At 69.0% G+C, this 25,372-nt stretch carries 26 protein-coding genes and 1 pseudogene; 14 read left to right on the forward strand and 13 right to left on the reverse strand.

What is annotated here, in order from left to right:
- Positions 1-8: 8 nt before the first annotated feature.
- From ACIQK7_RS05210 to ACIQK7_RS05220, 3 genes are all read left to right on the forward strand, one after another.
- On the forward strand, positions 9-269 hold the full coding sequence (locus ACIQK7_RS05210; protein WP_325209845.1) for a carbon storage regulator: 261 nt from the start codon (positions 9-11) through the stop codon (positions 267-269).
- Entirely contained in the window at positions 266-565 is a 300-nt protein-coding gene (locus ACIQK7_RS05215; RefSeq protein WP_403021951.1) for a rhodanese-like domain-containing protein, read from the forward strand. The genes ACIQK7_RS05210 and ACIQK7_RS05215 overlap by 4 nt, the downstream gene beginning before the upstream one ends.
- A 201-nt stretch (positions 566-766) precedes the next feature.
- Positions 767-1,774 carry a hypothetical protein gene (locus tag ACIQK7_RS05220; RefSeq protein ID WP_403021953.1) on the forward strand — a complete coding sequence of 336 codons (1,008 nt, stop codon included), beginning with the start codon at positions 767-769 and terminating at the stop codon, positions 1,772-1,774.
- A 146-nt stretch (positions 1,775-1,920) separates the two neighbouring features.
- Here the strand turns inward: ACIQK7_RS05220 and ACIQK7_RS05225 are convergent, their stop codons facing one another.
- Genes ACIQK7_RS05225 through ACIQK7_RS05235 form a run of 3 tightly spaced genes read right to left on the reverse strand, consistent with a single transcriptional unit; the run spans position 1,921 to position 3,315 of the window.
- On the reverse strand, positions 1,921-2,667 hold the full coding sequence (locus ACIQK7_RS05225; protein WP_403021955.1) for an alpha/beta fold hydrolase: 747 nt from the start codon (positions 2,665-2,667) through the stop codon (positions 1,921-1,923).
- Positions 2,668-2,704: 37 nt separating this feature from the next.
- Entirely contained in the window at positions 2,705-3,109 is a 405-nt protein-coding gene (locus tag ACIQK7_RS05230) for a PIN domain-containing protein (RefSeq protein ID WP_403021956.1), read from the reverse strand.
- Positions 3,106-3,315, reverse strand: coding sequence for a type II toxin-antitoxin system VapB family antitoxin (locus ACIQK7_RS05235; protein WP_403021958.1), 210 nt, complete (start codon positions 3,313-3,315; stop codon positions 3,106-3,108). Before ACIQK7_RS05235 ends, ACIQK7_RS05230 begins: the two co-directional genes overlap by 4 nt.
- 228 nt (positions 3,316-3,543) lie before the next feature.
- On the opposite strand from ACIQK7_RS05235, the gene ACIQK7_RS05240 reads away from it, so the two are divergent.
- Positions 3,544-4,119, forward strand: coding sequence for an HhH-GPD-type base excision DNA repair protein (locus ACIQK7_RS05240; protein WP_403021960.1), 576 nt, complete (start codon positions 3,544-3,546; stop codon positions 4,117-4,119).
- 2 nt (positions 4,120-4,121) lie between these two features.
- Entirely contained in the window at positions 4,122-5,291 is a 1,170-nt protein-coding gene (locus ACIQK7_RS05245; RefSeq protein ID WP_403021962.1) for an AMP-binding protein, read from the forward strand.
- Between the two features lie 14 nt (positions 5,292-5,305).
- On the opposite strand, the pseudogene ACIQK7_RS05250 reads toward ACIQK7_RS05245, so the two are convergent.
- Both ACIQK7_RS05250 and ACIQK7_RS05255 read right to left on the reverse strand, forming a co-directional pair.
- A pseudogene (locus tag ACIQK7_RS05250) lies at positions 5,306-6,736 on the reverse strand (MFS transporter).
- Between the two features lie 63 nt (positions 6,737-6,799).
- Positions 6,800-8,110: an HNH endonuclease family protein gene (locus tag ACIQK7_RS05255; protein ID WP_403021964.1), complete on the reverse strand. Its 1,311-nt coding sequence runs from the start codon at positions 8,108-8,110 to the stop codon at positions 6,800-6,802.
- Positions 8,111-8,236: 126 nt separating this feature from the next.
- On the opposite strand from ACIQK7_RS05255, the gene ACIQK7_RS05260 reads away from it, so the two are divergent.
- Together ACIQK7_RS05260 and ACIQK7_RS05265 are read left to right on the forward strand one after the other, a co-directional pair.
- Complete coding sequence (locus ACIQK7_RS05260; RefSeq protein WP_403021966.1) at positions 8,237-9,091, forward strand: DUF72 domain-containing protein; 855 nt, start codon at positions 8,237-8,239, stop codon at positions 9,089-9,091.
- Positions 9,092-9,243: 152 nt separating this feature from the next.
- Positions 9,244-9,597: a VOC family protein gene (locus tag ACIQK7_RS05265; protein WP_403021968.1), complete on the forward strand. Its 354-nt coding sequence runs from the start codon at positions 9,244-9,246 to the stop codon at positions 9,595-9,597.
- A 1-nt stretch (position 9,598) separates the two neighbouring features.
- On the opposite strand, the gene ACIQK7_RS05270 is transcribed toward ACIQK7_RS05265, so the two are convergent.
- The gene (locus ACIQK7_RS05270; protein ID WP_403021970.1) at positions 9,599-10,489 is read right to left on the reverse strand and encodes a LysR substrate-binding domain-containing protein; all 891 of its coding nucleotides are present in this window, start codon (positions 10,487-10,489) and stop codon (positions 9,599-9,601) included.
- A 110-nt stretch (positions 10,490-10,599) separates the two neighbouring features.
- Between ACIQK7_RS05270 and ACIQK7_RS05275 the strand changes: the two genes are divergently transcribed.
- From ACIQK7_RS05275 to ACIQK7_RS05285, 3 genes are read left to right on the forward strand one after another with little or no spacing between them, the layout of a single operon-like run.
- The gene (locus tag ACIQK7_RS05275) at positions 10,600-14,109 is read left to right on the forward strand and encodes a proline dehydrogenase family protein (RefSeq protein ID WP_403021971.1); all 3,510 of its coding nucleotides are present in this window, start codon (positions 10,600-10,602) and stop codon (positions 14,107-14,109) included.
- A 23-nt stretch (positions 14,110-14,132) separates the two neighbouring features.
- Entirely contained in the window at positions 14,133-14,522 is a 390-nt protein-coding gene (locus ACIQK7_RS05280) for a hypothetical protein (RefSeq protein ID WP_325209857.1), read from the forward strand.
- A gap of 46 nt (positions 14,523-14,568) precedes the next feature.
- Positions 14,569-15,012 (forward strand): pyrimidine dimer DNA glycosylase/endonuclease V, encoded by a 444-nt coding sequence (locus tag ACIQK7_RS05285; protein ID WP_403021973.1) that lies wholly within the window; start codon positions 14,569-14,571, stop codon positions 15,010-15,012.
- Here the strand turns inward: ACIQK7_RS05285 and ACIQK7_RS05290 are convergent.
- The 3 genes from ACIQK7_RS05290 to ACIQK7_RS05300 form a co-directional block, all read right to left on the reverse strand.
- Positions 14,996-15,916 (reverse strand): lysostaphin resistance A-like protein, encoded by a 921-nt coding sequence (locus ACIQK7_RS05290; protein ID WP_403021975.1) that lies wholly within the window; start codon positions 15,914-15,916, stop codon positions 14,996-14,998. The two genes, ACIQK7_RS05285 and ACIQK7_RS05290, sit on opposite strands and share 17 nt — an antisense overlap.
- A 68-nt stretch (positions 15,917-15,984) precedes the next feature.
- On the reverse strand, positions 15,985-17,094 hold the full coding sequence (locus ACIQK7_RS05295; RefSeq protein WP_403021977.1) for a hypothetical protein: 1,110 nt from the start codon (positions 17,092-17,094) through the stop codon (positions 15,985-15,987).
- Between the two features lie 43 nt (positions 17,095-17,137).
- Positions 17,138-17,770 carry a hypothetical protein gene (locus tag ACIQK7_RS05300; protein ID WP_403021978.1) on the reverse strand — a complete coding sequence of 211 codons (633 nt, stop codon included), beginning with the start codon at positions 17,768-17,770 and terminating at the stop codon, positions 17,138-17,140.
- Positions 17,771-17,912: 142 nt separating this feature from the next.
- On the opposite strand from ACIQK7_RS05300, the gene ACIQK7_RS05305 reads away from it, so the two are divergent.
- Entirely contained in the window at positions 17,913-19,418 is a 1,506-nt protein-coding gene (locus ACIQK7_RS05305) for a SulP family inorganic anion transporter (protein ID WP_403021980.1), read from the forward strand.
- Here the strand turns inward: ACIQK7_RS05305 and ACIQK7_RS05310 are convergent.
- From ACIQK7_RS05310 to ACIQK7_RS05325, 4 genes are all read right to left on the reverse strand, one after another.
- A complete protein-coding gene (locus ACIQK7_RS05310) occupies positions 19,360-20,604 on the reverse strand; it encodes an MFS transporter (RefSeq protein ID WP_403021982.1) in 1,245 nt (414 codons plus the stop codon). The genes ACIQK7_RS05305 and ACIQK7_RS05310 overlap by 59 nt on opposite strands.
- Positions 20,605-20,615: 11 nt before the next feature.
- Positions 20,616-21,128: a hypothetical protein gene (locus tag ACIQK7_RS05315; protein WP_403021984.1), complete on the reverse strand. Its 513-nt coding sequence runs from the start codon at positions 21,126-21,128 to the stop codon at positions 20,616-20,618.
- Between the two features lie 138 nt (positions 21,129-21,266).
- Positions 21,267-21,395, reverse strand: coding sequence for a putative transporter small subunit (locus ACIQK7_RS05320; RefSeq protein ID WP_403021986.1), 129 nt, complete (start codon positions 21,393-21,395; stop codon positions 21,267-21,269).
- Between the two features lie 9 nt (positions 21,396-21,404).
- Positions 21,405-23,105 carry a sodium:solute symporter family protein gene (locus tag ACIQK7_RS05325; RefSeq protein ID WP_403021988.1) on the reverse strand — a complete coding sequence of 567 codons (1,701 nt, stop codon included), beginning with the start codon at positions 23,103-23,105 and terminating at the stop codon, positions 21,405-21,407.
- A gap of 331 nt (positions 23,106-23,436) precedes the next feature.
- Here ACIQK7_RS05325 and ACIQK7_RS05330 point away from each other — a divergent pair, with 331 nt between their 5' ends.
- From ACIQK7_RS05330 to ACIQK7_RS05340, 3 genes are read left to right on the forward strand one after another with little or no spacing between them, the layout of a single operon-like run.
- The gene (locus ACIQK7_RS05330) at positions 23,437-23,937 is read left to right on the forward strand and encodes a flavodoxin family protein (protein WP_403021989.1); all 501 of its coding nucleotides are present in this window, start codon (positions 23,437-23,439) and stop codon (positions 23,935-23,937) included.
- 55 nt (positions 23,938-23,992) lie between these two features.
- Complete coding sequence (locus ACIQK7_RS05335) at positions 23,993-24,343, forward strand: GntR family transcriptional regulator (protein ID WP_403021991.1); 351 nt, start codon at positions 23,993-23,995, stop codon at positions 24,341-24,343.
- Entirely contained in the window at positions 24,340-25,347 is a 1,008-nt protein-coding gene (locus ACIQK7_RS05340; RefSeq protein WP_403021992.1) for a DUF1648 domain-containing protein, read from the forward strand. The genes ACIQK7_RS05335 and ACIQK7_RS05340 overlap by 4 nt, the downstream gene beginning before the upstream one ends.
- The last annotated feature ends 25 nt before the right edge of the window (positions 25,348-25,372 follow it).

The following is a 25,372-nucleotide window of genomic DNA, read 5'->3' on the forward strand; positions in this document are numbered from 1 at the left end:
CTGGAACAATGCTGGTCTTGACGCGCAAACCCGGTGAGAAGGTGCTCATCGGCGACGACATCGTCATCACCATCATCGAGAACCGCGGCGACGGCATCCGCATCGGCATCGACGCACCCCGCGGCATCTCCATCCAGCGCGCCGAGATCGTGCAGGCCGTGAGCGACGCCAACGTCGAAGCCACCCACGCTGCCGCCGACGCCGAAGAGCGCCTCAAGGCCGCCCTCGGCATCGTCAGCCCGCCACCCAACGAGGAACCCACGCCGTGAGAGAAGCAGACGTCACCGAGGTCGCCGCAGTCGAGTCGCCTGTCGTGATCGATGTGCGGGAGCCCGACGAGTACCGGGCGCTTCGGGCATCCGGAGTCATCCACATTCCTATGGGTGAGGTCATCGAGCGCCTCGACGAGATCCCCACTGACGACACCGTCTACGTCATCTGCGCGTCGGGCGGGCGCAGCGCTCGCGTCGCCGAATACCTCGAGGCGCAGGGCATCGACGCCGTCAACGTCGCGGGCGGCACCAACGCCTGGGCGCAGGCCGGCCTCCCGACCGAACAGGGCTGACTCTCCCAACTCAGGAGTTGGCTCACCTAACTCAGGAGTTGGCTCACTCAACTCAGGAGTTGCGTTGCTCAATTCAGGAGTTGGCCGCCCAAGTCTCCGTGAGTTCCTGAATTAGGGACGACAACTCCTGAGTTAGGAAAGCCAGATCCTGAATTGTGAAAGGGGCCCCACTCTCTCGCCCCGCGGGGTAACCATGGGGGTGTGGACATCGAGACGGCCGGCGCGGAGCTCTACAGCGTGCCCCTCGGCGAGTTCACCGCGCGCCGCACCGATCTGAGCCGTGAGGCAAAGGCATCCGGCGACAAGGAACTCTCGACGGCGATCGCGGGCCTGCGCAAGCCGACCACTTCGGCGTGGGTCGTCAACATGCTGGCCCGCCACCGGGCGGAGCGCGTTGAGGAGCTCGCCGCGCTCGGCGAGGAACTCCGCGACGCCCAGGACGCCCTCGACGCGCCACGCCTGCGCGAGCTCGGCAAGCAACGCTCGGCGCTCGTGCGTGAGGTCACGCGCGAGGCCGTCGCGGTCGCCGCAGAGCTCGGCACCGAGGCATCCGCTGCCGTCAGTGATGAGGTCGCCCAGACGCTGCAGACCGCCATGATCGACGCGGATGCCGCGGCGCTCGTCTCCTCGGGAACCCTCGTGAAGCCGCTCACCGCCGCCGGCTGGGGCATCGAGGAGGGTGGCGACGTGATCGCGTTCCCGACGGCGAAGCAACGTGCGGGGCGGCGGGCTGCGGACGCGCTCGCGAAGAGCGGCGGGTCGGCGGGGTCGAAGACGGCGAGTGGCGATGCGGCCCGCGGCGACGCGGCCCACGGCGGCAAGGAGGGGTCGGGCGCGGGGAGTGCGTCGGGTCGCGCGGGCTCGAGCTCGAAGGCGAGAGCGGATGCGGCACGCTCGAGTGCCCAGGAGCGCAAGCGGGAGGCCGAGCGCAAGCAGGCCGAACGGCACCTCGCGAAAGCGGAGGAGGCGCTCGCGGAGGCGCGGGCGGAGGCCGAGGAACTCCGAGCTTCAGCGGAGGCGGTGGCCGAGCGGCGGGCGTCCCTGCGGGAGGAGGTACAGGAGCTGACGCGGCAGCTGCGTGAGGCGGAGGGCGAGCTGGCCGACGCCGAGGGGGAGGCCCGCGGCATCCGTCGTTCGCGTGATGAGGTGAAGCGTGCCGTCACGGCGGCCGAGCGGGCCGTCGCGCGTGCCCGGCGGCGGCTCGACTGAGCGCTCCGCCGCGTTCCCGGCGCAGGGACTGCGGCGATCAGCAACACTTTTGGCGAGACACGCCGTCTACTCGCGACGCGCACCGGCGTGTCGCCCCAAAAGTGCATCAGAAACCGCAGCCCACGGAGCACAGCAAGTCCCGCGCCCTACGTCACCTCGCGGTAGTGCGCCAGCAGCTCGCGCGTGAACTCGTCGGGCCGGATCGCCGGCACGACGTGGCTCGCGCCGGGGATCGTCACGAGCCGCGCATTCCGGGCCGCGGCGAGGTAGCGGCGGGCGTGGGCGCGGACGTGGTCCCACTTGCCGTTGATGAAGAGCACGGGTTCCTCGATGCGGCGGAGGCTCTCGATCGGCGTGAACGCGAGCAGCGCGCGGATCGAGTCATCCATCACGTCGAGCGCGACGCCGCCCGAGATGACGTCGTTCGCGCCGGGCTCCGGCACGAACAGCCGCACGGCGAGGTTGTTGAGCGCGAGGCCCCGGTCGGGGAACCTCCCGATCACGGCGGCGATGCCCCGCCAGGTGTGCATGACGATCGGATGCGGCACGGTCGCGCAGGCCGCCGCGAGCAGGCCCGAGACGCGGCCGGGGTTGCACGCGACCCACTCGATGCCGAGGTAGCCGCCGAGCGAGAACCCCACCAGGTAGGGCTTGCCCGGCGTGACCCCCTCTGCCTCGGCGCGCTTGGCGTCGGATGCTTCGGCCTCCGCGATCGCGTCACCGATGCTGCTCAGGGCGCCGTCGAGGGTGAACCGTTCCCCGATGCGCCGCCCGTGCCCCGGCAGGTCGATCGCGAGGGTCGGAATCCCCTCCCGTTCCAGCGCCTCCACCTGGCGCCGCCACAGGCTGTGCGAGGTGCGCAGCCCGTGCACGAGGACGACGGTGGGGCGCATGTGCCGAGTGTATGCGCGCTGGCTTGCACGTGTGCGGTCAGGCCGCGACGTACTCCTGCCGCAGTCGGCCGCCGGTTGCTGTCGCAATGTGGCTGAAGTCACGGTCGGAACTCAGGAGCACGGCGTCGTTGGCAATCGCATAGGCGGCGATAAGGCAGTCGAGGGCGTCCGCTGCTCGCACGAGACCGGCACGCCAGAGCGCCTGTTGCACATCGAGGGCGAGTGAGGTCGACGGATGCTGCGGCGCTTCCAAGAACGCCTCCATGTCGCTCCTCAGATCGTCGTGCTCTGCGGGTGTTCGCGCGGAGTGACAGTACTCGAGTATCTGCGGCGGGCAGGTGATGATCAGCTGCTGTGGGGAGAGTTCGCGTAGACGCGCGGCAATCAGCGGACTGCGGCCGGCCTTCTGCCAGACGCTGTTGTCGACGAGATAGACGGTCACTCGGCTGAGGGAGAATCGATGGGTGCGTCGATTTGCTCGTCGGTGAAGGCACGGGCGATGATGCGCTCGACGGCCGCGGGCTGGCTCCTGACTGCCACAAGAGTGCGGAGCGCGAGGTCGACTGCTTCTCGGTTGCTCGCCGCCCCCGTGAGTGCCTTCGCCCGGCGGAGCTGCTCCGCGTCGATATCTATCGATGTGATGGCCATGGCTCGCCTCCTATATAGGCGAGTATATAGAGTGCTGGGCATGTGAGGAACCGTAGCCTGCTTGCGTGCACCGGTAGTGGCATCCGCTCTTCCGTGTGGATAGCGTGTGGCCACGCTGACGGTGGTGGGGGAACGTTCGCGGCCATGGCGTGCCGTGCTCGGCGGCCCTCGTGCTTAGAAATGCGTCCGCGGCCCCGCGCGATTCCGCCCCGGTGCGAGAATCGTCGTATGACCCTGTACCTGACTGGTGACCCCGCCGCCGACGAACTGCTCGAGCATGACGACCTCGCTCTCTTGCTCGGGATGCTCCTCGACCAGCAGGTGACGATGGAGTCTGCCTTCGCCGGTCCCGCGAAGATCCGCGACCGTATGGGCGTGCTCGATTCCGCAAAGATCGCCGACGCGAACCCCGACGAGTTCGCCGAGCTGTTCAAGCAGAGCCCGGCGGTGCACCGCTTCCCGGGATCGATGGCCGGTCGCGTGCAGGCCGTGTGTGAGGCGGTGCGCGAGGAGTGGGGCGGCGAGGCATCCGCCATCTGGACCCGCGGCGAGCCCGACGGCAAGGAAGTGCTCAAGCGGCTCAAGGCCCTGCCCGGTTTCGGCGAGCAGAAGGCGAAGATCTTCCTCGCGCTGCTGGGCAAGCGGCGCGGGCTGACGGCTGAGGGGTGGCGCGAGGCATCCGCCCCCTACGGCGAGGAGGGCGCGCTCATGTCCGTCGCCGACATCACGAGCCCCGAGACGCTCGCGAAGGTGCGCGAGGCGAAGAAGGCCATGAAGGCGGCGGCGAAGGCGGCGAAGCAGTAACCGTGCACTCCGGCGCGGGCGAACGGCAACTGGCGACGGTCGACGGCGGTGACTGGCGCGCTGTCGACGCCGCGGTGCGCGAGCGCTTCGACGGTGACGGTCCCGCCCTCTATCTCGGCACGGGCGAGCATCCGGAGCTGGTCGCCGCGAGCACGGCCGCGGTCATCGAGACCTCCGGTTCGACGGGCATCCCGAAGCGGGTCGTGCTCAGCGAGGCGGCACTGCGGGCGAGCGCGGATGCCACGGCGCACGCCCTCGGCGGCCCCGGCCAATGGCTGCTCTGCCTGCCCGCCCACTACGTCGCCGGGCTCCAGGTGCTCGTGCGGTCCCACCTCGCGGGGCTTCCCGTGGAGTGGGTGGAACCCGGCTTCGACGCGGAGGCCTTCGCCGCGGCATCCGCTCGCCTGACGGAGGAGCGGCGCTACGTCTCGCTCGTTCCTGCCCAGCTGGCCCGGCTAGTTGAGGCGGGCGAGCAGTCCGAGGCGGTGCGCGCTGCGGTCGCCCGCTTCGACGCGCTGCTGACGGGCGGGCAGGCGATGCCGGCGGCGCTCGCCGACCGTGCCCGCGCGCTCGGCTACGCGGTCGTGCGCTCCTACGGCTCGTCCGAGACGGCGACCGGATGCATCTACGACGGCTACCCCGTCGGTGCGACCCGCACGCGGCTCGTCGACGGCGTGCTCGAGATCGCCTCGCCGACCCTCGCCGACGGCTACCTGGACGCACCGGAACTGACGGATGCGGCCTTCCGCGTCGAGGGCGGCACGCGTTGGTACCGCACGGGCGACCGCGCGCGCATCCACGCCGATGGGCGCGTCGAAGTGCTCGGCCGCGCCGACAACGTGATCGTGTCTGGCGGCATCAACGTGGCGCTCGACCGGGTCGAGACCGCCGTGCGGGAGGTGCCCGGCTTTGAGGGGGCGGTCGTCGTGGGGGTGCCGTCGGAGAAGTGGGGGCATGTTCCCGTGGTTGTCGTGGGTGGAGCGCTCGCGGGTGCCCTCGCCGACGACCAGGGCGCGGGCGACGTGCTCGCGAGCATCCGTCGCCTCGTGCGCGAGTCGATCGGCGTGGCGGCGCAGCCCGAGCGGATCACCGCAATCGAGCGGATGCCGCTGCTCGCGTCTGGCAAGCCCGATCGCCGCGCGGTCACCCGGCTCGTGGCATCCGGCGACTGATCGCCGCGGCCGCCTTAGTCGCCCGGCTTCTGCCGCGGGATCTTCGTGCCGCGAATGGATGCTCGGGCCGTCTCTGGCACGAACAGCAGCGCGACGAGGCCCACGACGCAGGCGCCCATCATGTAGTACGCGGGGATGAGCAGGTCGCCCGTCGCGTCGATTAGGGCCTCGTTCACGAGCGGCGCGGTGCCGCCGAAGAGCGAGGTCGCGACGTTGTAGGTAATCGCGAAGCCCGCGTATCGCACGTGCGTCGGGAACATGGCTGGGAACGTTGCCGAGATCGTTGACAGCTGGATGACATAGAGCAGACCCAGGATGGCGAAGCCGACGAGCGCCCCAGCGAATCCGGTGCCCATCAGCAGGTAGAGGGGGATGGCGCCGAGGAAGAGTCCCACCATGGAGACGAACCAGAGCGGCTTGCGGCCGACCTTGTCGGAGAGTCGCCCCGCGAAGGGGATGACCGCCATCATGGCGAGCTCGCCGATGAGGATGAGCCCGAGCGAGCCGTCCTGGCTGATGCCGATCTGGGTCTCCAGGTAGGTGGGCATGTAGGCGAGGAGCGTGTAGTTCGCGACGTTGAGTGCGATGACCAGCCCAGCCATCGCGAGGAGGGGGCGCCAATACTTGCGCACGAGGTCGCGCAGTTCCGTCGTGGCGTTCGGCTCCTCGGCACCCTCGCTTTCGAGTTCGCGGAACACCGGGGTGTCCTCGACCTTGCTCCGCAGGTAGAGGCCGATGAGGCCCATGGGCGCGGCGATGAGGAACGGGATGCGCCAACCCCACTCCATCATCTGCTCGTCGTTGAGGATGATCTGAAGGAACAGCACGACCGCCGTGCCGAGCACGAAACCGAAGAGGGTGCCGAACTCGAGGAAGCTGCCGAAGAATCCGCGCTACTTGTCGGGCGAATACTCCGCCATGAAGGTCGCCGCGCCGCCGTACTCGCCACCCGTCGAGAAGCCCTGCACCATGCGCAGGAAGACGAGCAGCGCGGGTGCCCACCATCCGATCGCGTCGAATGTCGGCAGGAGCCCGATCGCGAAGGTCGCCCCCGACATGATGATGATCGTGAGGGCGAGCACCGCCTTGCGGCCGAGCCGGTCGCCGAGCGGGCCCCACACGAGCCCGCCGAGCGGTCGAACCAGGAACGAGATCGCGAAGGTCGCGAGCGCCCAGACGGTGCCGCCGGGAAAGAAGTTCGCCGTGATGTAGGTGACCGCGACCGCGTAGACGCCGTAGTCGTACCATTCGGTGGCGTTGCCGATGGCGGATGCCCCGATTGCCCGTCTGATCGTCTGATCGTCTTGCGACCCTCGACCGTCTCCGTCTTCGGTGTCGCGAACTCGCCTGACATGGTTCTCCCTTAAGCGCGTCCGCCGCGTGCTGGCTGGGGGCGGCTCGCGGAAAACGGGTGTAGAACGCGCCTCAGACTGCGCAATCTGCACCGGCGCGGGCGATTCAGTGCAACTTGCGCAGTCTCACGGGCGACGGATGCTGCGGGGTCGGACTTACTGCGAACGCCACCGAAGCCGCGAGTCGGTGCTGGTCGTAGTGCAGACCATTGGCACACCCTTCTTGCTGAGGCCCGTGGAACCCGCCCCCGAGCAGAATGCGCCGGGGTGGACCGTTGCGGGCGCGGGCGCGGGCGCGGGCGCGGGAGCCGGAGCGGGAGCGGGCGCAGGCGCGGGCGCAGGGGCAGGCGCGGGTGCCGGAGCCGGGGCGGGTGCCGGCGCTGGAGCCGGAGCCGGTGCCGGAGCAGGCACGGGAGCGGGCGCCGGCACGACCGCCACGGGGGCGAAGCCGGAGCGCAGTGCGGGCTGGCTCGGGCATCCGCTCAGGATCGACGCGATGGCATCGTGCTCGGCCTGCGTCACCCATAGTCCGTAGTTCGCCTTGACCGACACCTGGCGCGCGACATATTCGCAGCGGAACGTCTTTGCCGCAGGCAGCCAGGTCGCCGCATCGCCGGCGCCCTTCTGAGAGTTCGAGCGCCCGTCGACAGCCAGGAGGTTGAGGGGGTCGTTCGCGAAGGAGATGCGCTGCTGCTGCGTGAGCTGCTGCGCCCCCTTCTGCCAGGCATCCGCGAGCGCGACGACGTGGTCGATCTGCACCATGCTCGAGGTTCCGTTGCCGCGCACGAACGCGACATTCTGGCCCGTGTAGGGGCTGAGCAGGGTGCCCGTCATGACCTTGCACGGCCCCGACTTCGTGATGCCCGTGAGGTCGCGGGCGAGCATGTCGTTGCGGGTGTCGCAGCCGTTGCGGTCGACGTCGAGCCAGCCGTTGCCGAACTTCGCGTCACGGTCGTAGCCCGTCTTGGGTGCGCGGCCCTTGATGGGCAGGGTGTCCAGCAGCGCGAGCGCGGTGTCGGGCAGCGGCTCGGTGCCGATGGCGACGGATGCCTCGCCCTTGGGCTGTACGGCAGTCGCCGGGTCGCTCGGCGACTCGTCGGTGAAGCCGCCCTCGGAGGGTGACGGCGACGGACTCGGGCTGGGGGTCGGACGCGAGCTTTCGGATGCGGCGGGGCTCGCGACATCCGCCGGCTTCGTGGCTGGGGCGGGCGCGATGGCGCTGCCGAGACCCGTGACGAGGATCGCGCCGACCAGCACGAGGGCCGCCGCGGCGCGCGACGGGATCGCCGCCCACGAGCGCCGGCCCATGACGAGCGTGTAGAGGGCGGTGAAGAAGGCGACGAGGCCGAGCATGATGAGCACGCCGTAGAAGCCGGTCGATGCGCCAGCGAGCACGAGCAGCAGCACGACGGCGGCGCCGCCGATCCACGTCGAGAGTGTGGGCTTGGCCCAGCGCAGTGATGACATGTTTCCCCCAGAGTCGTGCCCGTCAACGCTACGGGGTCGCAGGGGAGCGGGTGAGCCCCAGTGCAGGGGCAGAAGTCGCACTCTCGTTGCGTGCGGGATGTCGCGACTCGACGTACCGTCGCACGCATGAGCCCGCAGCATCCGGTCGCCCGCGTCGGCATCTCCGGCTGGCGCTATGTTCCGTGGCGCGGCGACTTCTACCCGAAGGGGCTCGCCCAGCGACGTGAGCTCGAGTACGCCTCGCGCCAGCTCGACACGATCGAGATCAACGGCTCCTTCTATTCGCTGCAGAAACCGCAGTACTACGAGGCGTGGCGCGACGAGACGCCCGAGGGCTTCGTCTTCGCGGTCAAGGGTGGGCGCTTCATCACGCACCTGCTGCGGCTCAAGGGCGCTGAAACCGCGCTCGCCAACTTCTTCGCCTCCGGCGTGCTCGCGCTCGGACCCAAGCTCGGGCCCTTCCTCTGGCAGCTGCCCGAGCGGGTCACTTTCGACGCCGAGGTGCTCGACGCCTTTCTCGCGCAACTGCCCAGGACGACGACGGATGCCGCGGCGCTCGCCGCCCGCCACGACTCCCGCCTCGACGGCCGCGCGTGGCCGCATGACGAGTCCCGCGGCATCCATGACTCCGTGGCCGAGGCGCCCCTGCGGCACGCCCTCGAGGTGCGGAGCCACAGCTTCGACACCCCGGAGTTCTTCGAGATCCTGCGGCGGCACAACGTGGCATCCGTCGTCGCAGACACCGCCGGCAAGTGGCCGCAGCTGTGGGAGCAGACGGCCGACTTCGCCTACGTGCGCCTGCACGGCGAGAGTGAGCTCTACGTCTCGGGCTACGACGAGGCGTCACTCGACCGCTGGGCTTCGCGGGTGTGCGGATGGCTCGGGGAGGGCCGCGACGTGTACGTCTACTTCGACAACGATGCGAAGGTGCGGGCGCCCTACGACGCGATGGCGCTCGCATCCCGTCTCGGTCGCGCATAAAGGCGCGTATCCAGACCACCGACGCGAGAGTGGGCAAACGGTCACTGTGCGAGTCCCGGAAGAGCCATCTGCCCACTCTCGATTGAGGCTTCGCTGCTGACATCGCCGCCGCAGCGGCGTACCCTCGTCGCCATCGAGCAAGGGAGCACGATATGGCCGGAGAGGTGTCATTCATTGAACTCGGTGGGGAAGATCCCGAACGAGGACGCGCCTTCTACTCCGCCCTCTTCGGATGGCAATGGAATGAGGCGCCAAGCGGCGGAACGAGCGCGGATGTCGGCGGTCTCCAGGTAGGCATCCACGGAGGCGACGCCAACGCCAGCCCCTACGTCTTCTTTCGCGTCGACGACATCGTGGAGGCGAGCGCCCGGGTGCGGGAACTCGGAGGCGAGGTGGACCCGACCGAGCTGGGTGGCACTGAGGAGTCGGTCGCCCGTTTCGGCAGGTTCGTGATGTGCCTCGACAGCCAGGGGTGCCGCTTCGGGCTGCACCAGCCACCCGCATAGTTCACCCCGCGAGGGACTCGGCCGTGCGGGTGAGTGCGTCGCGCACCGCGACGATGCCGGGGCTGCGCACGGTCGCCTGCCGCGCCGAGGTGAAGATCGTGCGGTGCGGGTCGCCGTCGAGGGGGAGCAACGTCACCGATCGGGAACGTTCCGTCCACACGAGGTCGGGCAGCAGGGCGACGGCGTTGCCCGACTCGATGAGGCGGATCTGCGCCTGGAGGTCCGCCGTCTCGAAGCGCACATCGGGTTCGAATCCGGCCTGGCGGCAGGCCTGTTCGGCCCAGTGACGTGAGGCCGCGCCGCGGGGTTCCATGACCCAGGCGGAGCTTGCGGCATCCGCTATCGAACGGATGGCTGACGAGGGCGCGACCGCAAGCGAGATGGCGTCGCCCGTGAGGCGCACCCGGTCGAGTTCCGGATGCCGCGGGGCGGCGTGTCCCGGATACTGCTCCGCGATCACGAGGTCGAAGTCGCGGGCCCACGTCTCGGTGAGCGCGGTCTCGGGTTCGCGCTGCGTCATCTCCACGCGCAACTGCGGATGCTCGCGGGCAAGGAGCGTGAGCGCGCGCGGCATGAGGGCCAGCGCCGCCGACTGGAACACCGCCAGCCGCACGACACCGGTCGCCGTCGTGAACGACTGGGCCAGCTCGGACTCGGCGAGCTCGAGTCGCTCGAGCACGGCCGTCGTGTGCTCGACGAGCAGCTCGGCCTGCGGCGTGAGGTGCACGCGCCGGCCGACCTTGCGCAGCAGTTCGACCCCGACTTCGCGCTCGAGTTGCGCGAGCTGCTGCGAGACGGAGGAGGGGCTCTGGTTGAGGGCGGATGCCACCTCCGCGAGTGTGCCGCGGATCGCGAGTTCACGCAGCAGCCGCAGGCGTCTGACGTCGAGCACGAGCCCTCCAGATGATGAAGCAAAAGTTACGAATATCCGTAAGAAAAGATCGCTTTACCTTACTGAATCTCCGGCCGATACTGAACGGCAAGGCCCCCGAGAGAGACAGGATGATCGTGACCATCAGCCAGACGCCCGTGATCCCCGAAATCGACCCCGCGCTCACGGACGAGGTGACGGCCCTCGTGCGCAAGTGGTTGGCCGAGGCATCCGAGATCCCGGTCGACGCCTCCGCCCAGCAGCTTGCCGGCGTGCTGCGCGACCCCAATGGCCTCGAGTTCACGGTCGGCTTCGTCGACGGCGTCGTGCGCCCCGACGACCTCGGGGTGGCCGCGCGGAACCTCAGTGCCGTCGCGCCCAAGGTGCCCGACTTCCTGCCCTGGTACATGCGCGGCGCCGTGCGGCTCGGCGGCATCATGGCGCCCCTGCTCCCCGGCGTCGTCGTGCCGATCGCGCGCGGGGTGCTGCGCCGCATGGTCGGCCACCTCATCATCGACGCCAGCGATTCCCGGCTCGGCGGGGCCATCGCCAAGATCCGCCGGCCGGGCATCCGCCTCAACATGAACCTGCTGGGTGAATACGTGCTCGGCGAGCGCGAGGCGAAGCGGCGACTCGATGGCACGCGCAAGCTCCTCGTCCGCGACGACGTCGACTACGTCTCAATCAAGGTCTCGTCGACGACCGCGCCGCACAACCCTTGGGCCTTCGACGAGGCGGTCGAGCACGTCGTCGAGAAGCTCACCCCGCTCTATCGGCTGGCCGCGAAGGCCACCAGCCCCAAGTTCATCAACCTCGACATGGAGGAGTACAAGGATCTCGACATGACGGTCGCGGTCTTCCAACGCATCCTCGACGACCCGAAGCTGTTGCACCTCGAGGCGGGCATCGTGCTGCAGGCCTACCTGCCGGATGCGATGGATGCCATGATCCGCCTGCAGGAGTGGTCGGCGGCCCGGCGCGCTCGCGGGGGCGCCGCGATCAAGGTGCGGGTCGTCAAGGGCGCGAACCTGCCCATGGAGCGGGTCGAGGCATCCCTCCACGGCTGGCCGCTCGCGACCTGGGGCAGCAAGCAGGAGAGCGACACCAACTACAAGCGCGTCATCAACTACGCCCTCCACCCCGACCGCATCGACAACGTGCGCATCGGCGTTGCGGGACACAACCTCTTCGACCTCGCGTTCTCGTGGCTGCTTGCGAAGCGCCGCGGGCTCGAGCGCGGCATCGAGTTCGAGATGCTGCTCGGCATGGCGCAGGGCCAGGCCGAGGCGGTGCGCCGCGACGTCGGCGGACTCCTCCTCTACACGCCGGTCGTGCATCCGAAGGAGTTCGACGTGGCGATCGCCTACCTGATCCGCCGCTTGGAGGAGGGTGCGAGCCAGGAGAACTTCATGTCGGCCGTGTTCGAGCTCGCCGACAGCGAGGAGCTGTTCGAGCGGGAGCGGCAGCGCTTCCTCGCGTCGCTCGCCAAGCTCGACGACACGGTGCCGCTGCCGAACCGACGGCAGGACCGCCGTGAGACCCCCGCCCTTTCACAACTCAGGAGTGACCTTTCACAATTCAGGAGTCCTGAATTGGGAAAGCCAAGTCCTGAATTGGGTGGGCCAACTCCTGAATTGGGAAAGGGGTTCGAGAACACCCCCGACACCGACTCCTCGCTCGCGGGCAATCGCGAGTGGGGCCGGGCCATCCTGTCGCGTGTGCCCACGAGCACGCTCGGCAACGCGACGGTCGAGGCCAACACGCTGACGACGACGGATGCTGTGGCCCAGGCGATCTCGACGGCACGCGAGCACGGCGCGGCCTGGGGTGCGATGAGTGGCGCGCAGCGGGCCGAGATTCTCCACCGTGCCGCCCTCGCGCTGGAATCCCGCCGCGCCGACCTCATGGAGGTCATGGCATCGGAGGCGGGCAAGACGCTCGACCAGTCCGACCCCGAGGTCTCTGAGGCGATTGACTTCGCGAACTATTACGGCGAGCTGGCGCGTGAGCTCGACGACGTCGACGGTGCCGTCTTCACCGCGACGCGCCTGACCGTGGTGACGCCGCCCTGGAACTTCCCCGTCGCGATCCCGGCCGGCTCGACCCTCGCGGCGCTCGCCGCGGGTTCCGCCGTCATCATCAAGCCCGCGCGCCAGGCGCGTCGCTCTGGCGCCGTCATGGTCGAGGCGCTGTGGGAGGCTGGGGTGCCGCGTGAGGTGCTGCAGTACGTGCAGCTCGACGGCTCGGGCCTGGGCCAGCAGCTCGTCGCCGATGAGCGGGTCGATCGCGTCATCCTGACGGGTGGCTACGAGACGGCGGAACTCTTCCGTTCCTTCCGCAACGACCTGCCGCTGCTTGCCGAGACGAGCGGCAAGAACGCGATCATCGTGACCCCGAGTGCCGACCTCGACCTCGCGGCGAAGGATGTCGCGTACTCGGCCTTCGGCCACGCCGGCCAGAAGTGCTCTGCGGCATCCCTCGTGATCCTCGTCGGCTCGGTCGCGAAGTCGCGGCGCTTCCACGACCAGCTGCTCGACGCCGTGCGCTCGCTGCAGGTCGGCTACCCGGAGGAGGCGACTCCGCGCATGGGCCCCATCATCGTGCCAGCCAAGGACAAGCTGCTCGAGGGGCTCACGGTGCTGCAGCCAGGCGAGCGCTGGGTCGTGAAGCCCAAGCAGCTCGATGACAGCGGGCGGCTGTGGAGCCCGGGGGTGCGGGCGGGGGTCAAGCGCGGCTCCTACTTCCACATGACGGAGTTCTTCGGCCCCATCCTTGGCGTCATGACCGCCGCGACCCTCGAGGAGGCGATCGAGATCCAGAACGAGGTCGAATACGGCCTCACGGCGGGTCTCCACTCGCTCGACCGTGCGGAGCTGGCACTCTGGCTCGACCGCGTTCAGGCCGGCAACCTCTACGTCAACCGCGGCATCACCGGCGCGATCGTGCGCCGCCAGCCCTTCGGCGGCTGGAAGAAGTCGGCCGTCGGTGCCGGCACGAAGGCGGGCGGCCCCAACTACCTGATCGGCCTCGGCAGCTGGGCGCCAAGGCCCGCGACAGCGGATGCCGCCCCCACCGCCGCCGCGAGCTCCCTGCTCGACGCGGCCGGGCTCGAGCATGCGGAGGTGCTGCGTCGCGCCTTCGCGAGTGACTCCGCCGCCTGGAGCAGCGAGTTCGGTGTCGCGAAGGATGTCTCCGGCCTCCTGGCCGAGCGCAACGTCTTCCGCTACTGCCCCACCTCCGTCACGGTGCGTCTCGCGGAGGCGGGATCGCTCACCGACCTGCTTCGCGTCATCGGCGCTGGCCTCACGGCCGGCGCGCCCTTCTCGGTCTCGTCGGCTGTCGCACTGCCCAAACCCGTCGCATCCGTGCTGGCCGATCGCGGCGTCACGGTGACGGTGCAGACGGATGCCGCGTGGCTCGCCTCACTCGCGGGTGTCGAGGGTCGTCGCATCCGCCTGGTCGGAGCCCCCGCGTCATCCGTCGCCGCGGCCACCGATGGGCGCCCCGACATTGCCGTGTACGCGGAACCGGTCACGGAGTCGGGCCGCATCGAGCTGCTGCCGTTTGTGCAGGAGCAGGCGGTGAGCATCACGGCGCACCGCTTCGGCACGCCGAGCAGCTTCTCGCGCGACGTGATCTGAGTGTCGGTGCTAGCGTGTGGGCCGTGATCGACGGACACTCGCCCCAGCACCCCGAGCCCGCTTCGGCCGGCGACTTCGCGTTTGTCGCGGGGCGGCGCAACAGCGCACCGCTCGCGACGGCGGCGCTGACCGTCGCGCTCGTGATCCCCGTGCTGAGGCTCGTGTTCACCGCGATCTCGGCGTCGGTGCTGGCTGCCCGCGACTTTCCCATGGTCTCCGTCGTCGCGGTCGTCGAGGGCATCGTCGTGTTCCTGCTGGCGGTCGCCGCGCTCGTGCTGGGCGCCATCGTGCTCGCCCGCCGTCGCAATGGCCGCGCGAGGGCGGGTGCCGCGATCGGCATCGCGGCCGTCGCGCTCTGGAACATCGTCGTCGGCCTCATCAACGGCGCGCTGCTGGAGGCCTTCCTCGGCTGACGGTCAGCGCTGGAACGTCGCGGCTGCCCGCTGTTAGCGTTGCCGGGTGAGACTCTGGTCGGTGCATCCGCGGTTCCTCGACCGGCAGGCCCTCGTCGCGTGCTGGCGGGAGGGGCTCCTCGCCCAGGCCGTCATCGGCAAGACGAGCGGCGGATACTCGCAGCATCCGCAACTCAGCCGGTTCCGTGCGACGCCCGAGCCGCTCGCGAGCCTGGGTGCCTTCCTCGCGGGGGTTGTCGACGAAGCGGATGCCCGGGGCTACCGTTTCGCCCGCGACAAGATCCTCAGGCATCCGAGCGGCGCTGTGCCGACACTCGACCTCACGGCGGGCCAGCTCGACTACGAATGGCGCCACCTCATGGCGAAGCTGGAGTCGCGGAGCCCCGACCGGGCCGCCGCCTTCGCCGGGGCGGCGCCGGAGCCGCATCCGGTCTTCACGGTCGTGCCGGGCCCCATCGAGCCGTGGGAGCGCGTCACGGCGCCGGAGTGACCTCGAGCTTCTCCTGGCGCACCGGCCACTTACGGAGCGCGACGAGTGCGACGATCGCGATCGCCATGACGATCCACCCCGGGTAGCCGAGCAGCGAGCCCGTGAGGTTGTCGTAGGACGAGCCGGCCGCGAGCAGGAGCACGGGCAGCCCGGCCGCGCCGTTGATGAAGCCGTGCGCGATGCCGGCCGTCCAGACGGTGCCGGAGCGGAGCGTGAGCCAGCCGAGGAGCACCGAGACGAGCGTCGTGAAGACGACCATGAGCAGGAGTGCCACGAACGGGTTCTGGCCGGGATAGTTGTAGCCGAGCAGCACGACGGGGGCGTGCCAGAGCCCCCACACGACGCCGGTGATGAGCACGGCGGGCCACTGGCCGAGCGGGAGCAGGCGTGCCTGCAGGAAGCCGCGCCATCCGATCTCCTCGCCCATCGCGGGGATGGCGTTGACGATCGGGATGAAGAGCAGCGTCACGAGCTGTGTGATGACGATCGCCTGCACTGGCACGCCGAGGTCCATCCCGCCGAGCGCGCCCTGGAGGGTGAGGGCGAAGCCGCTGAACTCAACGAGGTCGAGGCGGATCCAGCCGAAGGCGGCCGCGACGGCCGTCGCCGCGACGACGAAGACGATGGGCCCGAGCCAGGCGAGCAGGATGTAGCCCCACCAGTTGCGGAAGCGGCGACGGGGCCGCAGGGTCGTCTCGCGAAGGAAGCCCTCCGGCGAGCGGGCCACCCTGTGGGCGATGATGGCCGCGATCGCGGGCATGAACATCATCGCGACAAGCACGAGTGTCGCGAAAGGGGAGGCGAGCCCGTCGGGCGAGAACCAGAGTGGCAGGGCGACGAGCCAGGCGCCCACGAAGGCGATGGCGAGGAAGACGGCGACTCCGCGCCGGTCGGTGTGCGACATACGAATGCTCCTTGGTCGGATGCGGCCTGAATGAGGCTACAGGGCAGCGGTCAGCGCGGCGGGGACCCTCAGCGACACCCGCGTGACAGCTCGATCAACTCCTCTGAGGGCCTACCGTAGAGCGACTCGCCGTTGCCCTCCCGCTCGTAGCCCAGGCCGATGGCCCATGCCGTCGCGAACACCTCCGGCTGGCTGTCGAACCCATCGACGAAGAGCGCCATGCACTTGCTCGTGATTGAGTGCCCGACCTCGTGCGCGACGAGGGATGCGACCGAGGGGTTGCTGTGCCACTGGGCGGCGACGCTGTCGCTCAGGGTGATGGTCGAGTAACCCCCATGACCGGTGTTCCACGTGGCGGTGCCGCCGTAACTGCCGTTCGCGCCGTAGCCGTTGACGACGGGAGCCCAGTCGAAGTCGAGCATGACCCCGCCCGCGATCGATCGGGCGAAGGCCTCGACCTCCGCGCGGGCCTGGTACAGGGCGCCCGCCTTCTCCGCCTCCTCCGCGGCGTGCGACGCGGCGAGGATCGCGACGACGCTGGCGTAGGTCGAGACCTCGGCCGGGGCATCCGGACCCCAGCGCGCCTCGCGAAGCGATGCGGTGACCTCGCGGTGGGCGATGCGCGCCAGGTTCGCTGCCGATGCGAACCGCGCCTCGACGGATGCCGCGGCCTCCGGCAGTGCCGCCATGTACGCCTCACCGGCCGCCGTTGCCTCACCCGTCGCGGCCTCGAGTTCCGCCGCGCTCCTGCGCACCTCGGCCGCCCCCTCTCGGAACCCTTCCGCGTGCTCGCGCAGTTCCTCCGTCCCGGAGTCGGGCACCGTTGACGGCACCGGGACCGCGATCTGGTCGTCGCCTTCAAGCTGAAGCGTGAGGGCTTGAACCGCATCGCTCAGCGCGACAAGCGCATCCGGATCACCGTGCTGACCGTCGGCGGCCGCCAGCACGGCGTCCGCAAGCGACCGTGTCTCGTCTGCACGCTGCCACACCGTTTCGAGCGCAGCCGAGGCATCCCGAACCTCACCGGCGGCCGCCGTGTAATCGGCGCGGGCCGCCTCGAGTTGCTGCTGCGCCCACAGCAACGGGATCGCGATCGCCACCGCCGCGATGAGCGCCACCACGGCGAGCCAGATCGCCACGCGCCACCGTGGGCGAGCGACGGGTGGTTCGGCGGTCATGCCAGCACAGTATGCCGCGAGCCGCCGACACTCGGCTGGCGCGTCAGCGGGTCCGCCCGCGCGACGTGATGGCGAGCACCGACCCCGCGATCAGGCCGCCGAGGCCTCCGACCGCGACGTCACTCAGCGTGTCGAGGTACCCCACGTTGACGGTGTCGTCGATGTAGGTGTGGCCCCACCATTCGAGGAACTCCCACACGACCGAGAGCGCGAGGCCCAGCGCGGCACCCACAAGCGCACCGGCGACGACGGATGCCACGGTGGTGCGCCCCTGCGAGGGCGTCAGGCCAGAGGCATCCCACCGTTCCAGCATGATGCGGGCAAGGGCGGCGAGCACCGCGCCGACGGCGAAGTGGGTCGCGAGGTCGATCCACGCGACCTGCGCGTAGAGATCCGCCACGCTGAACCAGGCGGCGGCGAGGAGCACGGCGCAGGTCGCCCCGTCGAGCCCCGCGGGGAGGGCGGCGGCCCGCGCCAGCAGCACGCCGAGGAACACGAGCATCATGACGGCCGTCTCGACCCAACCGATCGCCAGGACCGCAGAGACGACCGAGATCGGCGCCAGTGCGCGGATGATGTCGGCGAGCACTGCGGCGAGCGAGCCGGGGCGCCTCAGAAGCCTGCCCACGAAGTCGAGTTCGAGGGTCGCGGCTCGACGTTCCTGCCTGCTGTGCATGGGTCCCCTCGGCATGCGCGGCGTTAGGCTTGATGCTGGCTTCAGCGCCGCGCGCATTCCTGTGCGTGCCGCGCACGAACAAGACTGCGCGTCACGCACAAACCTACGCGCCCCGGTGGCGGGGCGGCACCCAGGAGTCCCCATGCCCATCGGCGCCAAGGCGATCGACCGTTCGCGTTACCGCGACAACCCCTCCGTGCTGACGGCATTGCGCAGTCCCCGCATCCTCACCCGCGAGGTGCTCGCGGGCCTTGTCGTCGCCCTCGCCCTCATCCCCGAGGCGATCTCCTTCTCGATCATCGCGGGCGTCGACCCGCGCGTCGGGCTCTTCTCCTCCTTCATCATGGCCGTCACGATCGCCTTCGTGGGTGGACGGCCCGCCATGATCACGGCAGCGACCGGCGCCGTGGCGCTCGTCATCGCGCCGATCATGCGCGAGCACGGCTTCGACTACTTCATCGCGACGGTGCTCCTTGCCGGCGTGCTCCAGATCGTGCTCGCGCTGTTCGGCGTCGCGAAGCTCATGCGGTTCATCCCCCGCAGCGTCATGATCGGCTTCGTCAACTCCCTCGCGATCCTGATCTTCATGGCGCAGATCCCGCACCTGGTGGATGTCCCGTGGCTCGTCTACCCCCTCGTCGCGGCCGGCCTCGTGATCCTGTGGCTCATGCCCAAGGTGACCAAGGTCATCCCGGCGCCCCTCGTCGCAATCGTCGTGCTGTCGGTCATCACGGTCGTGTTCGCGCTCAACGTGCCAACCGTGAGCGACCAGGGCGAGCTGCCCGACAGCCTGCCGGAGCTGTTCTTCCCCGACGTGCCGCTCAACTGGGAGACGCTGTCGATCATCGGGCCGGTCGCGCTCGCGATGGCCCTCGTCGGCCTCATGGAATCCCTCATGACCGCGAAGCTCGTCGACGAGATCACCGACACGCACTCCGACAAGACGCGCGAGTCGTGGGGTCAGGGCGTCGCCAACATCGCCTCGGGACTCTTCGGGGGCATGGGTGGCTGCGCCATGATCGGGCAGACCATGATCAACGTGAAGGCGTCGCGCGCCCGCACGCGCATCTCGACCTTCCTCGCAGGCGTCTTCCTGCTCATCCTTGTCGTCGTGCTCGGCGACACGGTCGGCCTGATCCCCATGGCAGCCCTCGTCGCGGTCATGATCCTCGTGTCGGTCGGCACCTTCGACTGGCACAGCATCCGACCGTCCACCCTCAAGCGGATGCCCAAGAGCGAGACCGCCGTCATGCTCGCGACGGTGGTGGTGGTCGTCGCGACCGATAACCTCGCGATTGGCGTAATCGTGGGCGTCGTCGTCGCCATGGTGCTCTTCGCGCGGCGCGTCGCCCACTTCGCGACGGTGACCCGCACGGTCGAGGGCGACACCGCCCACTACCGGGTCATCGGCGAGCTGTTCTTCGCCTCGAGCAACGACCTCACGACGCAGTTCGAGTACACGGATGATCCGGAGCGCGTCGTGATTGACATGTCTGGCTCTCACATCTGGGACGCATCAACGGTCGCCGCTCTCGACTCCATCACGACCAAATATGAGCAGCGCGGCACGCTCGTCGTGATCGAGGGTCTTAACGAGGCGAGCTCGGCGATGCACTCACGTCTTGCGGGAAACCTCGGCGGGGAGTGACTCCCTGGCGCTTGCGCCCGTGCGTGAGCGTGTAGACGCCGATCGTCAGCACCATGAGCGCCGCGAGCCCCAGATACATGCCGTCATAGCCCGTCACGGGCAGCAGTGCCCCGAGGATGACGGGGCCGAAGCCGATTCCGGCGTCGGCCATGATGAAGAAGGTCGAGGTGGCGACGCCCACCCGCTCGGGCGTCGCAGCTGAGATGGCGGCGGCCTGCCCGCCCGGCATGAGCGACCCGAAGCCGATCGCAGACAGCACCGCCCCGACGATCGCGACAGGCAGTGTCGGCGGGATCGCGATGATGACGAGCCCGACGGCAAAGACCGCGAGGGCGGGGTAGAAGACGGCATTGTCACCGAAGCGGTCTTGGATGCGTCCCGCCACAAGCCGCACAACGAACACGATCACGGCGTAGATCGTGAAGAAGGCGCCGACCTCACCCGCGCTCCCTGTGGCATCCGCGTAGTTGAGATAGAAGGCGAGCACGCCAGACCAGCCGAGCCCGCCGAGGAGCATGATGATCGAGATCGGCATGGCCCGCACCTCGAGGAGGTCGGAGGCGCGGATGCGCCAGCGGGTGCGCAGCTCCTCCTCGCTCGGTTCACGCTCGGGTAGACGGATGAACAGGGCCGCCGCAAGCCCCAGGATCGACGCGACCGTGCCCGCCCAGAAGATGCCCTCGTAGCCTCCAGCGCCGATCACGAGGGTACCGATGAGCGGGCCGATGCCTGCCGCGACGGTTGCCGAGATGGAGAAGTAGCCGGAACCCTCGGCCCGTTTTGCGCGCGGGACGAGCATGATCGCGGAGGCGACGATCGCCGTGCTCGCCGCCCCGAACGCGAGCCCGTGCACGAACCGCAGGCCGATGAGCACCGTCAGGTCGGTGACGACGAGGTACAGCCCCGAGAGCACGACGAACGCCGCGAGTCCGAGGATGACGGTGCGGCGGCGACCCACGAGGTCGAGGTATTTGGACGTGAGCAGGCGCGACACGATCGCGCCGATCACGTAGGCGCCCGCTGTGAGGCCCGCGAGGCTGTCGTTCGCCATGAAGCGCTGGATGGCATAGAGCGCCATCGTCGTCATGAGCAGATAGAAGACGGCCGCGAGCGCAAAGTTGATGACGATCGCGAGGATGAAGTCCCGGCTCCAGATGCGGGTCGACGCCGAGCCTTTTGTTTGCATTGCTAAACAGTCTAGGCGCCTTCGGGTGGCGTGAGCAGCAGCTCGACTCGCTCTCGCAGGTACGCCTCGAACTCTGGCGCGGTCGCGACATCCGCCGTCGGGTTCCAGCGCACGAGCAGGCGGCCGTCCGAGATGAGGAGCGGGCCGGATGCCGCGGCCGAGCCCTCTTCGGTGAGCTCGAGCACCCGCGCGCCGAAGTTGACCACGGTGCCTTCGGGGTAGGCGCGATGCGCGGCGGCACGGTGCATCCGCCGCTCCTCGCCCGAGACGGACTGGTAGTTGGAACGGCCGGGTTCGACCGCTCGTGTGGAATGACCGGCGGCGTAGAGCGTGCCGCCAGCGTCGAGCAGGAAGACGCCGAGCCGCCACGCCCGCCCGATGGGTTTCATGCGGGGCGAGAGGGTGATGCCAAGCTTGCGGCGCTGCGGGGTGAACTCGGCGAGGGCCTCATCGGGCACGCCGGCGGAGCTCAGGCGTTCCGCGGCATCCGTCACCGCGCGCCGGGCCGAGTGGAGGGAGTCCATCCTCCAATCCTCGCACCGAGATTCGCCAGCGGTACTGCGGTCCCACCGCAACTACGGAGTTTCGGCGACACGCCGTCGGGTGCGGTCCCTCCGGCAGCGTGTCGGCCAAATCTCCGTAGTTGCGGTGCGCGAGGGCGCCTAGATGATCGGGCGACCTGCGTCGCGCGACTCCTTCCAGTCCTTCAGGAATCCGCGCACGAGCGTGAACAGCACACCCGCAACGATGACGGGCCAGACGAGCATGTAGATGGTGATGGCAGTGACCATGGGGTCCTCCTAGCGGGTCGGGCGAGCGGTGTCGGCGCTGAGGCCGTCGAGCTCGCGGTCGATGTCGTCGAGTTCGGACTCCGGGTCGAAGTCGCCCGTGCGCTCCTTAATGAGGTCGAAGTCGAAGTCCTGCGAGCTCCGGAACGACATGAAGTAGCAGATGATCGTGCTCACGGCGTAGGCGACGAGCGAGCCGCTCAGCACCGTGTAGTCGTGCAGGAACCCGATGACGAAGGGGGCGGATGCCACGGCTGCGACGATGCCAACGATCATGCCGGTCTTCTTGCCGAAGAAGCCGAAGGCCATGATGCCGAGCACGACGCCGATGCCGATGACGCTGAGCACGTCGATGAAGATGCCGTAGGCACCCGTGAGGGAGACCCACTCGAAGCGCACCGCGATGAAGACGAGCAGCGCGGCGAGCACCGAGATCGAGAAGGCCGCGTTCGTCACCTTCTTCCAGTAGAAGCTCGCGATGACGGGGAACACGAGCGCACCCCACAGCGCCCCGACAAAGACGAGCAGGTCGAGGATGTTGAACTGGCTCGTCGCGAAGAAGAGCGCGGTTCCTGTCGCGACGATCATCGTGATGCGACCGACGAGCAGCATCGTCTTGGGGTTCGCCTTGCCCTTGCCGGCGATGTTCTGGCCGTAGACATCCGCCATCATGATCGACGACAGGGCCGCCAGGTCGGAGTCGGCCGTCGACGACAGCGATCCGATGATCATGATGAAGAGGAGGCCGAGCAGCACGGGACCAAGGAAGGTGCTGGCGAGCTGCGGGATGAGGTTGTTGGTGTCGCCACCGACCGGCTCGATGCCGAGGTAGAGGGCCATGACCCCGAGCATGCCGACGCCGATGATGGTGGCGCCGTAACCGACGGTCGCGGTGATGAAGGTGGGCTTGATGAGATCCTCCCGCACGGCGAAGAGGCGCTGCGCGATCGTCTGGTTGCCGATCGCGTAGGCGAGCACCGCGGCGATGTAGGGCGCGCCCTGGTTGAGGAAGGCCTCGGAGGAGAAGAAGTTCGACTGCTCGGGCGTGAGGTTCGACGCGCCCTGCGCGATCATGTCGGTGCCACCAGCCGCGAAGAAGATCGCCGGCACGATGACCACGACGGCGCCGAGCATGGCCACGACCTGCGCGAAGTCGGTGAGCACGGATGCCCGGAAGCCCGACCACAGCGTGTAGAGCAGCACACCGCCCGCCACGAACAGGATGCCCTGGCCGAAGTTGAAGGGCGACAGCATCGAGATGACGGCACCACCGGCAATGAAGTTCGAGGTGAGGCTGATGACGCTGCCGAGCACGTTCGAGCCCGCGAGCATGAGCTGGCTGGAGCGGCCGTGGCGTGCCCGCATGACCTCAGCGAGCGTGTGGGCGCGAGGCGCAACGGCGCGGATGCGACGGCCGAAGGGGTAGATGAAGAGGATCATGAGGGCGCCCCAGAGCCCGTAGTGGATGGGGCCCGAGATGCCGTAGGTGTAGCCGGATGTCGCCGAGGCATACATCGAGGAGGCCCAGATCCAGGTTGCCGTCATGGAGGCGGCCGAGATGCCGAAGCCGATCTTGTTGCCGGCGGTCATGTACCCGTCGGCGTTCTCCCGCTTCCTCCCGATCATGACGGACATGATCATGGTGCCGCCGAAGAACAGAATGAGGAGCGCGATGATCAGCGGTCCCCCCAGTTGCTGCATGTCGGATTCCATCCGAATTCCTCTCTGTAGGCGCGGCGAAGCGTTTTCGGGCTCGCTTCACCGCGTTTTTGCGCGCGCTGAACCCCGGGTGGGGCCTCACACGATCCGCGAGCTCACAGACGATCGGTGATTTGTGGCGCTGCGCCGGCCCTACGCCGGCGCCTTAGGTCAGCCAACCCGGCACCTGCAACATTCGGCGGCATCCCGGTCTGGGACGCTCTGGCACGGACGGCTGGAACCGAGGGACAACGACCTCGAACCTCTCGACCATAGCAAAGTCTCAGCTAACGGTGCTAACTTCGCGGGCTTGCCCGGCGGCATCCGGGCTTGGACAATCGTCGCTATGCCTCAACTCCTGGTCGTGCACCACTCTCCCGGGCGGTCGATGACGGCCCTGCTCGACGCGGCGCTCGAGGGCACCCGCGACGAGCTGGTCGCGGGCGTCGATGTGGTCGTGCGCAATGCGCTCGAAGCCACCGCGGACGACGTGCTCGCCGCCGACGGCTACCTGCTCGGCACGACCGCGAACTTCGGCTACATGAGCGGTGCGCTCAAGCACTTCTTCGACAGCACTTTCCTGCGCATCGGCGGCTCCCTTTCGCCCTCCGGCGAGGCCGACGGCGAATCGCAGGGCGCGACATCCGGGCGCCCCTACGGTCTCTATGTTCACGGCCGTTACGACCAGACGGGGGCGGTGCGCTCGGTGCTTTCGATCACGGGCGCGCTCGGCTGGCGGCAGGCGGCGCGGCCCGTGACCGTCATGGGTGAGGTCACGCCGGATGCCCGGGGCGCCGTCTACGAGCTCGGCGCGACCCTCGCGGCCGTCGTGACGGAGGGGCTCTAGCGCCCACCCCACAAGCCAACTTGATCTAGTTCAACTAGAACAATAGGGTTGGCGCATGCTCATCCGACTGGACCCCGCCTCCGGCGTTGCGCTGTTCGACCAGCTCGCCGGCAACATCCGGGCGTCCATCGTGTCGGGCCGCGTGCGACCGGGCGAGCGCCTCCCCGCCGCCCGCGAGCTCGCCGCATCCCTCGACGTCAACGTGCACACCGTGTTGCGTGCCTACCAGGAGCTGCGCGACGAGGGGCTCATCGAGTTGCGGCGCGGGCGCGGGGCCGTCGTGGTCCACGACCCCCGCGACTACAGCGAGCTCACGGCGGCGATCGAGGCGCTCGTGGCGCAGGCCCGTGCACACGAGGTTCCACCAGCGGCGCTCGCCGCGCTCATCCGAGAGGCCTACCAATGATCGAAACCACAGCGGATGTCACGGCTCGCGCGAGCAGCACGAGGAGCCGCGCGATCACCGTCGGCGCGCTCGTGCCCATCGTCGTCACGGCCCTTGCCGCCATCATCACGGCGAGCTGGATTCCCGAACTGCCAGACCCGGTCGCCGTTCACTGGGCCGGTGACACCCCCGACGGCTACGGGAGCGTGTGGCTGTTCATCCTGATGCCGCTGGGCATCTGCACCCTCTTCGCGTTGTTCGTCGTCGCGATGTCGAGCAAGCCGACGGAAGCCGGCCTCCTCACCGCGAACCAGAAGTTCGTGCTCGTCACGAGTCCGTGGATGGCGGGGCTCCTGTCGGTCGGCCTGGGCGGCACGCTCTGGGTGCAGCGCGGCCTCGATGACGCATCCGAGGCATCCGGCGGTGCGATCTGGATGCTGTGGGGACTCCTCGCGGGCTTCGCGCTGGCCATCCCGGCATGGTTCCTGCTGCGGCCGAGCGACAAGACCGTCGTCTCGGGCGAGCCTCCCGCCGCGATGGACTTCGCGCCGACGGAGCTCGTCTCGTGGTCCCGCACCGCGAAGGTCGGCAGGGGTGCGCGCATCGTCATCGCCTCCGTCTTCGTGATGCAGTTCGTGCTGGCGTTCGTGCTGGCCGCGAACGGCGAACCGGCGTGGACAATACTGCTGATCGTTGTCGCCGCACTGCTCCTGCTCGTCGCCGCGACCTTATATTGGCGCGTCACGGTCGACCGTCGTGGGCTCACCGTGCGGAGCGCACTCGGTTGGCCCAAGACCACGATCCCTGCCGAGGAGATCACGGATGTCGCGGTCGTCGACGTGCAGCCCGTCGCCGAGTTCGGTGGTTGGGGCTGGCGCTGGGGTGCGGATGGCCGCACGGGGGTCGTGCTGCGCACGGGCGAGGGCATCCAGGTGACCCGCGCGAACGGTAAGCGCTTCGTCGTGACGGTCGACGACGCGGCGACGGGTGCAGCGGTGCTGGCGGGCGTGCGCTCGCGCAGCTGAGTCGCCGAAACTCGGCCCACCGCCG

Origin of the sequence: Salinibacterium sp. GXW1014 (assembly GCF_044769865.1) — a bacterium.
Classification (GTDB): Bacteria; Actinomycetota; Actinomycetes; order Actinomycetales; family Microbacteriaceae; genus Homoserinimonas.

Coding starts and splice junctions, on each gene's coding strand:
- ACIQK7_RS05290 (WP_403021975.1), bottom strand. CDS start 15,916: ATGTCGCACACCGACCGGCGCGGAGTCGCCGTCTTCCTCGCCATCGCC.
- ACIQK7_RS05210 (WP_325209845.1), top strand. CDS start 9: ATGCTGGTCTTGACGCGCAAACCCGGTGAGAAGGTGCTCATCGGCGAC.
- ACIQK7_RS05310 (WP_403021982.1), bottom strand. CDS start 20,604: ATGCAAACAAAAGGCTCGGCGTCGACCCGCATCTGGAGCCGGGACTTC.
- ACIQK7_RS05305 (WP_403021980.1), top strand. CDS start 17,913: ATGCCCATCGGCGCCAAGGCGATCGACCGTTCGCGTTACCGCGACAAC.
- ACIQK7_RS05255 (WP_403021964.1), bottom strand. CDS start 8,110: ATGTCATCACTGCGCTGGGCCAAGCCCACACTCTCGACGTGGATCGGC.
- ACIQK7_RS05315 (WP_403021984.1), bottom strand. CDS start 21,128: ATGGACTCCCTCCACTCGGCCCGGCGCGCGGTGACGGATGCCGCGGAA.
- ACIQK7_RS05320 (WP_403021986.1), bottom strand. CDS start 21,395: ATGGTCACTGCCATCACCATCTACATGCTCGTCTGGCCCGTCATCGTT.
- ACIQK7_RS05300 (WP_403021978.1), bottom strand. CDS start 17,770: ATGCACAGCAGGCAGGAACGTCGAGCCGCGACCCTCGAACTCGACTTC.
- ACIQK7_RS05295 (WP_403021977.1), bottom strand. CDS start 17,094: ATGACCGCCGAACCACCCGTCGCTCGCCCACGGTGGCGCGTGGCGATC.
- ACIQK7_RS05225 (WP_403021955.1), bottom strand. CDS start 2,667: ATGCGCCCCACCGTCGTCCTCGTGCACGGGCTGCGCACCTCGCACAGC.
- ACIQK7_RS05265 (WP_403021968.1), top strand. CDS start 9,244: ATGGCCGGAGAGGTGTCATTCATTGAACTCGGTGGGGAAGATCCCGAA.
- ACIQK7_RS05325 (WP_403021988.1), bottom strand. CDS start 23,105: ATGGAATCCGACATGCAGCAACTGGGGGGACCGCTGATCATCGCGCTC.
- ACIQK7_RS05335 (WP_403021991.1), top strand. CDS start 23,993: ATGCTCATCCGACTGGACCCCGCCTCCGGCGTTGCGCTGTTCGACCAG.
- ACIQK7_RS05235 (WP_403021958.1), bottom strand. CDS start 3,315: ATGGCCATCACATCGATAGATATCGACGCGGAGCAGCTCCGCCGGGCG.
- ACIQK7_RS05260 (WP_403021966.1), top strand. CDS start 8,237: ATGAGCCCGCAGCATCCGGTCGCCCGCGTCGGCATCTCCGGCTGGCGC.
- ACIQK7_RS05340 (WP_403021992.1), top strand. CDS start 24,340: ATGATCGAAACCACAGCGGATGTCACGGCTCGCGCGAGCAGCACGAGG.
- ACIQK7_RS05240 (WP_403021960.1), top strand. CDS start 3,544: ATGACCCTGTACCTGACTGGTGACCCCGCCGCCGACGAACTGCTCGAG.
- ACIQK7_RS05330 (WP_403021989.1), top strand. CDS start 23,437: ATGCCTCAACTCCTGGTCGTGCACCACTCTCCCGGGCGGTCGATGACG.
- ACIQK7_RS05275 (WP_403021971.1), top strand. CDS start 10,600: ATGATCGTGACCATCAGCCAGACGCCCGTGATCCCCGAAATCGACCCC.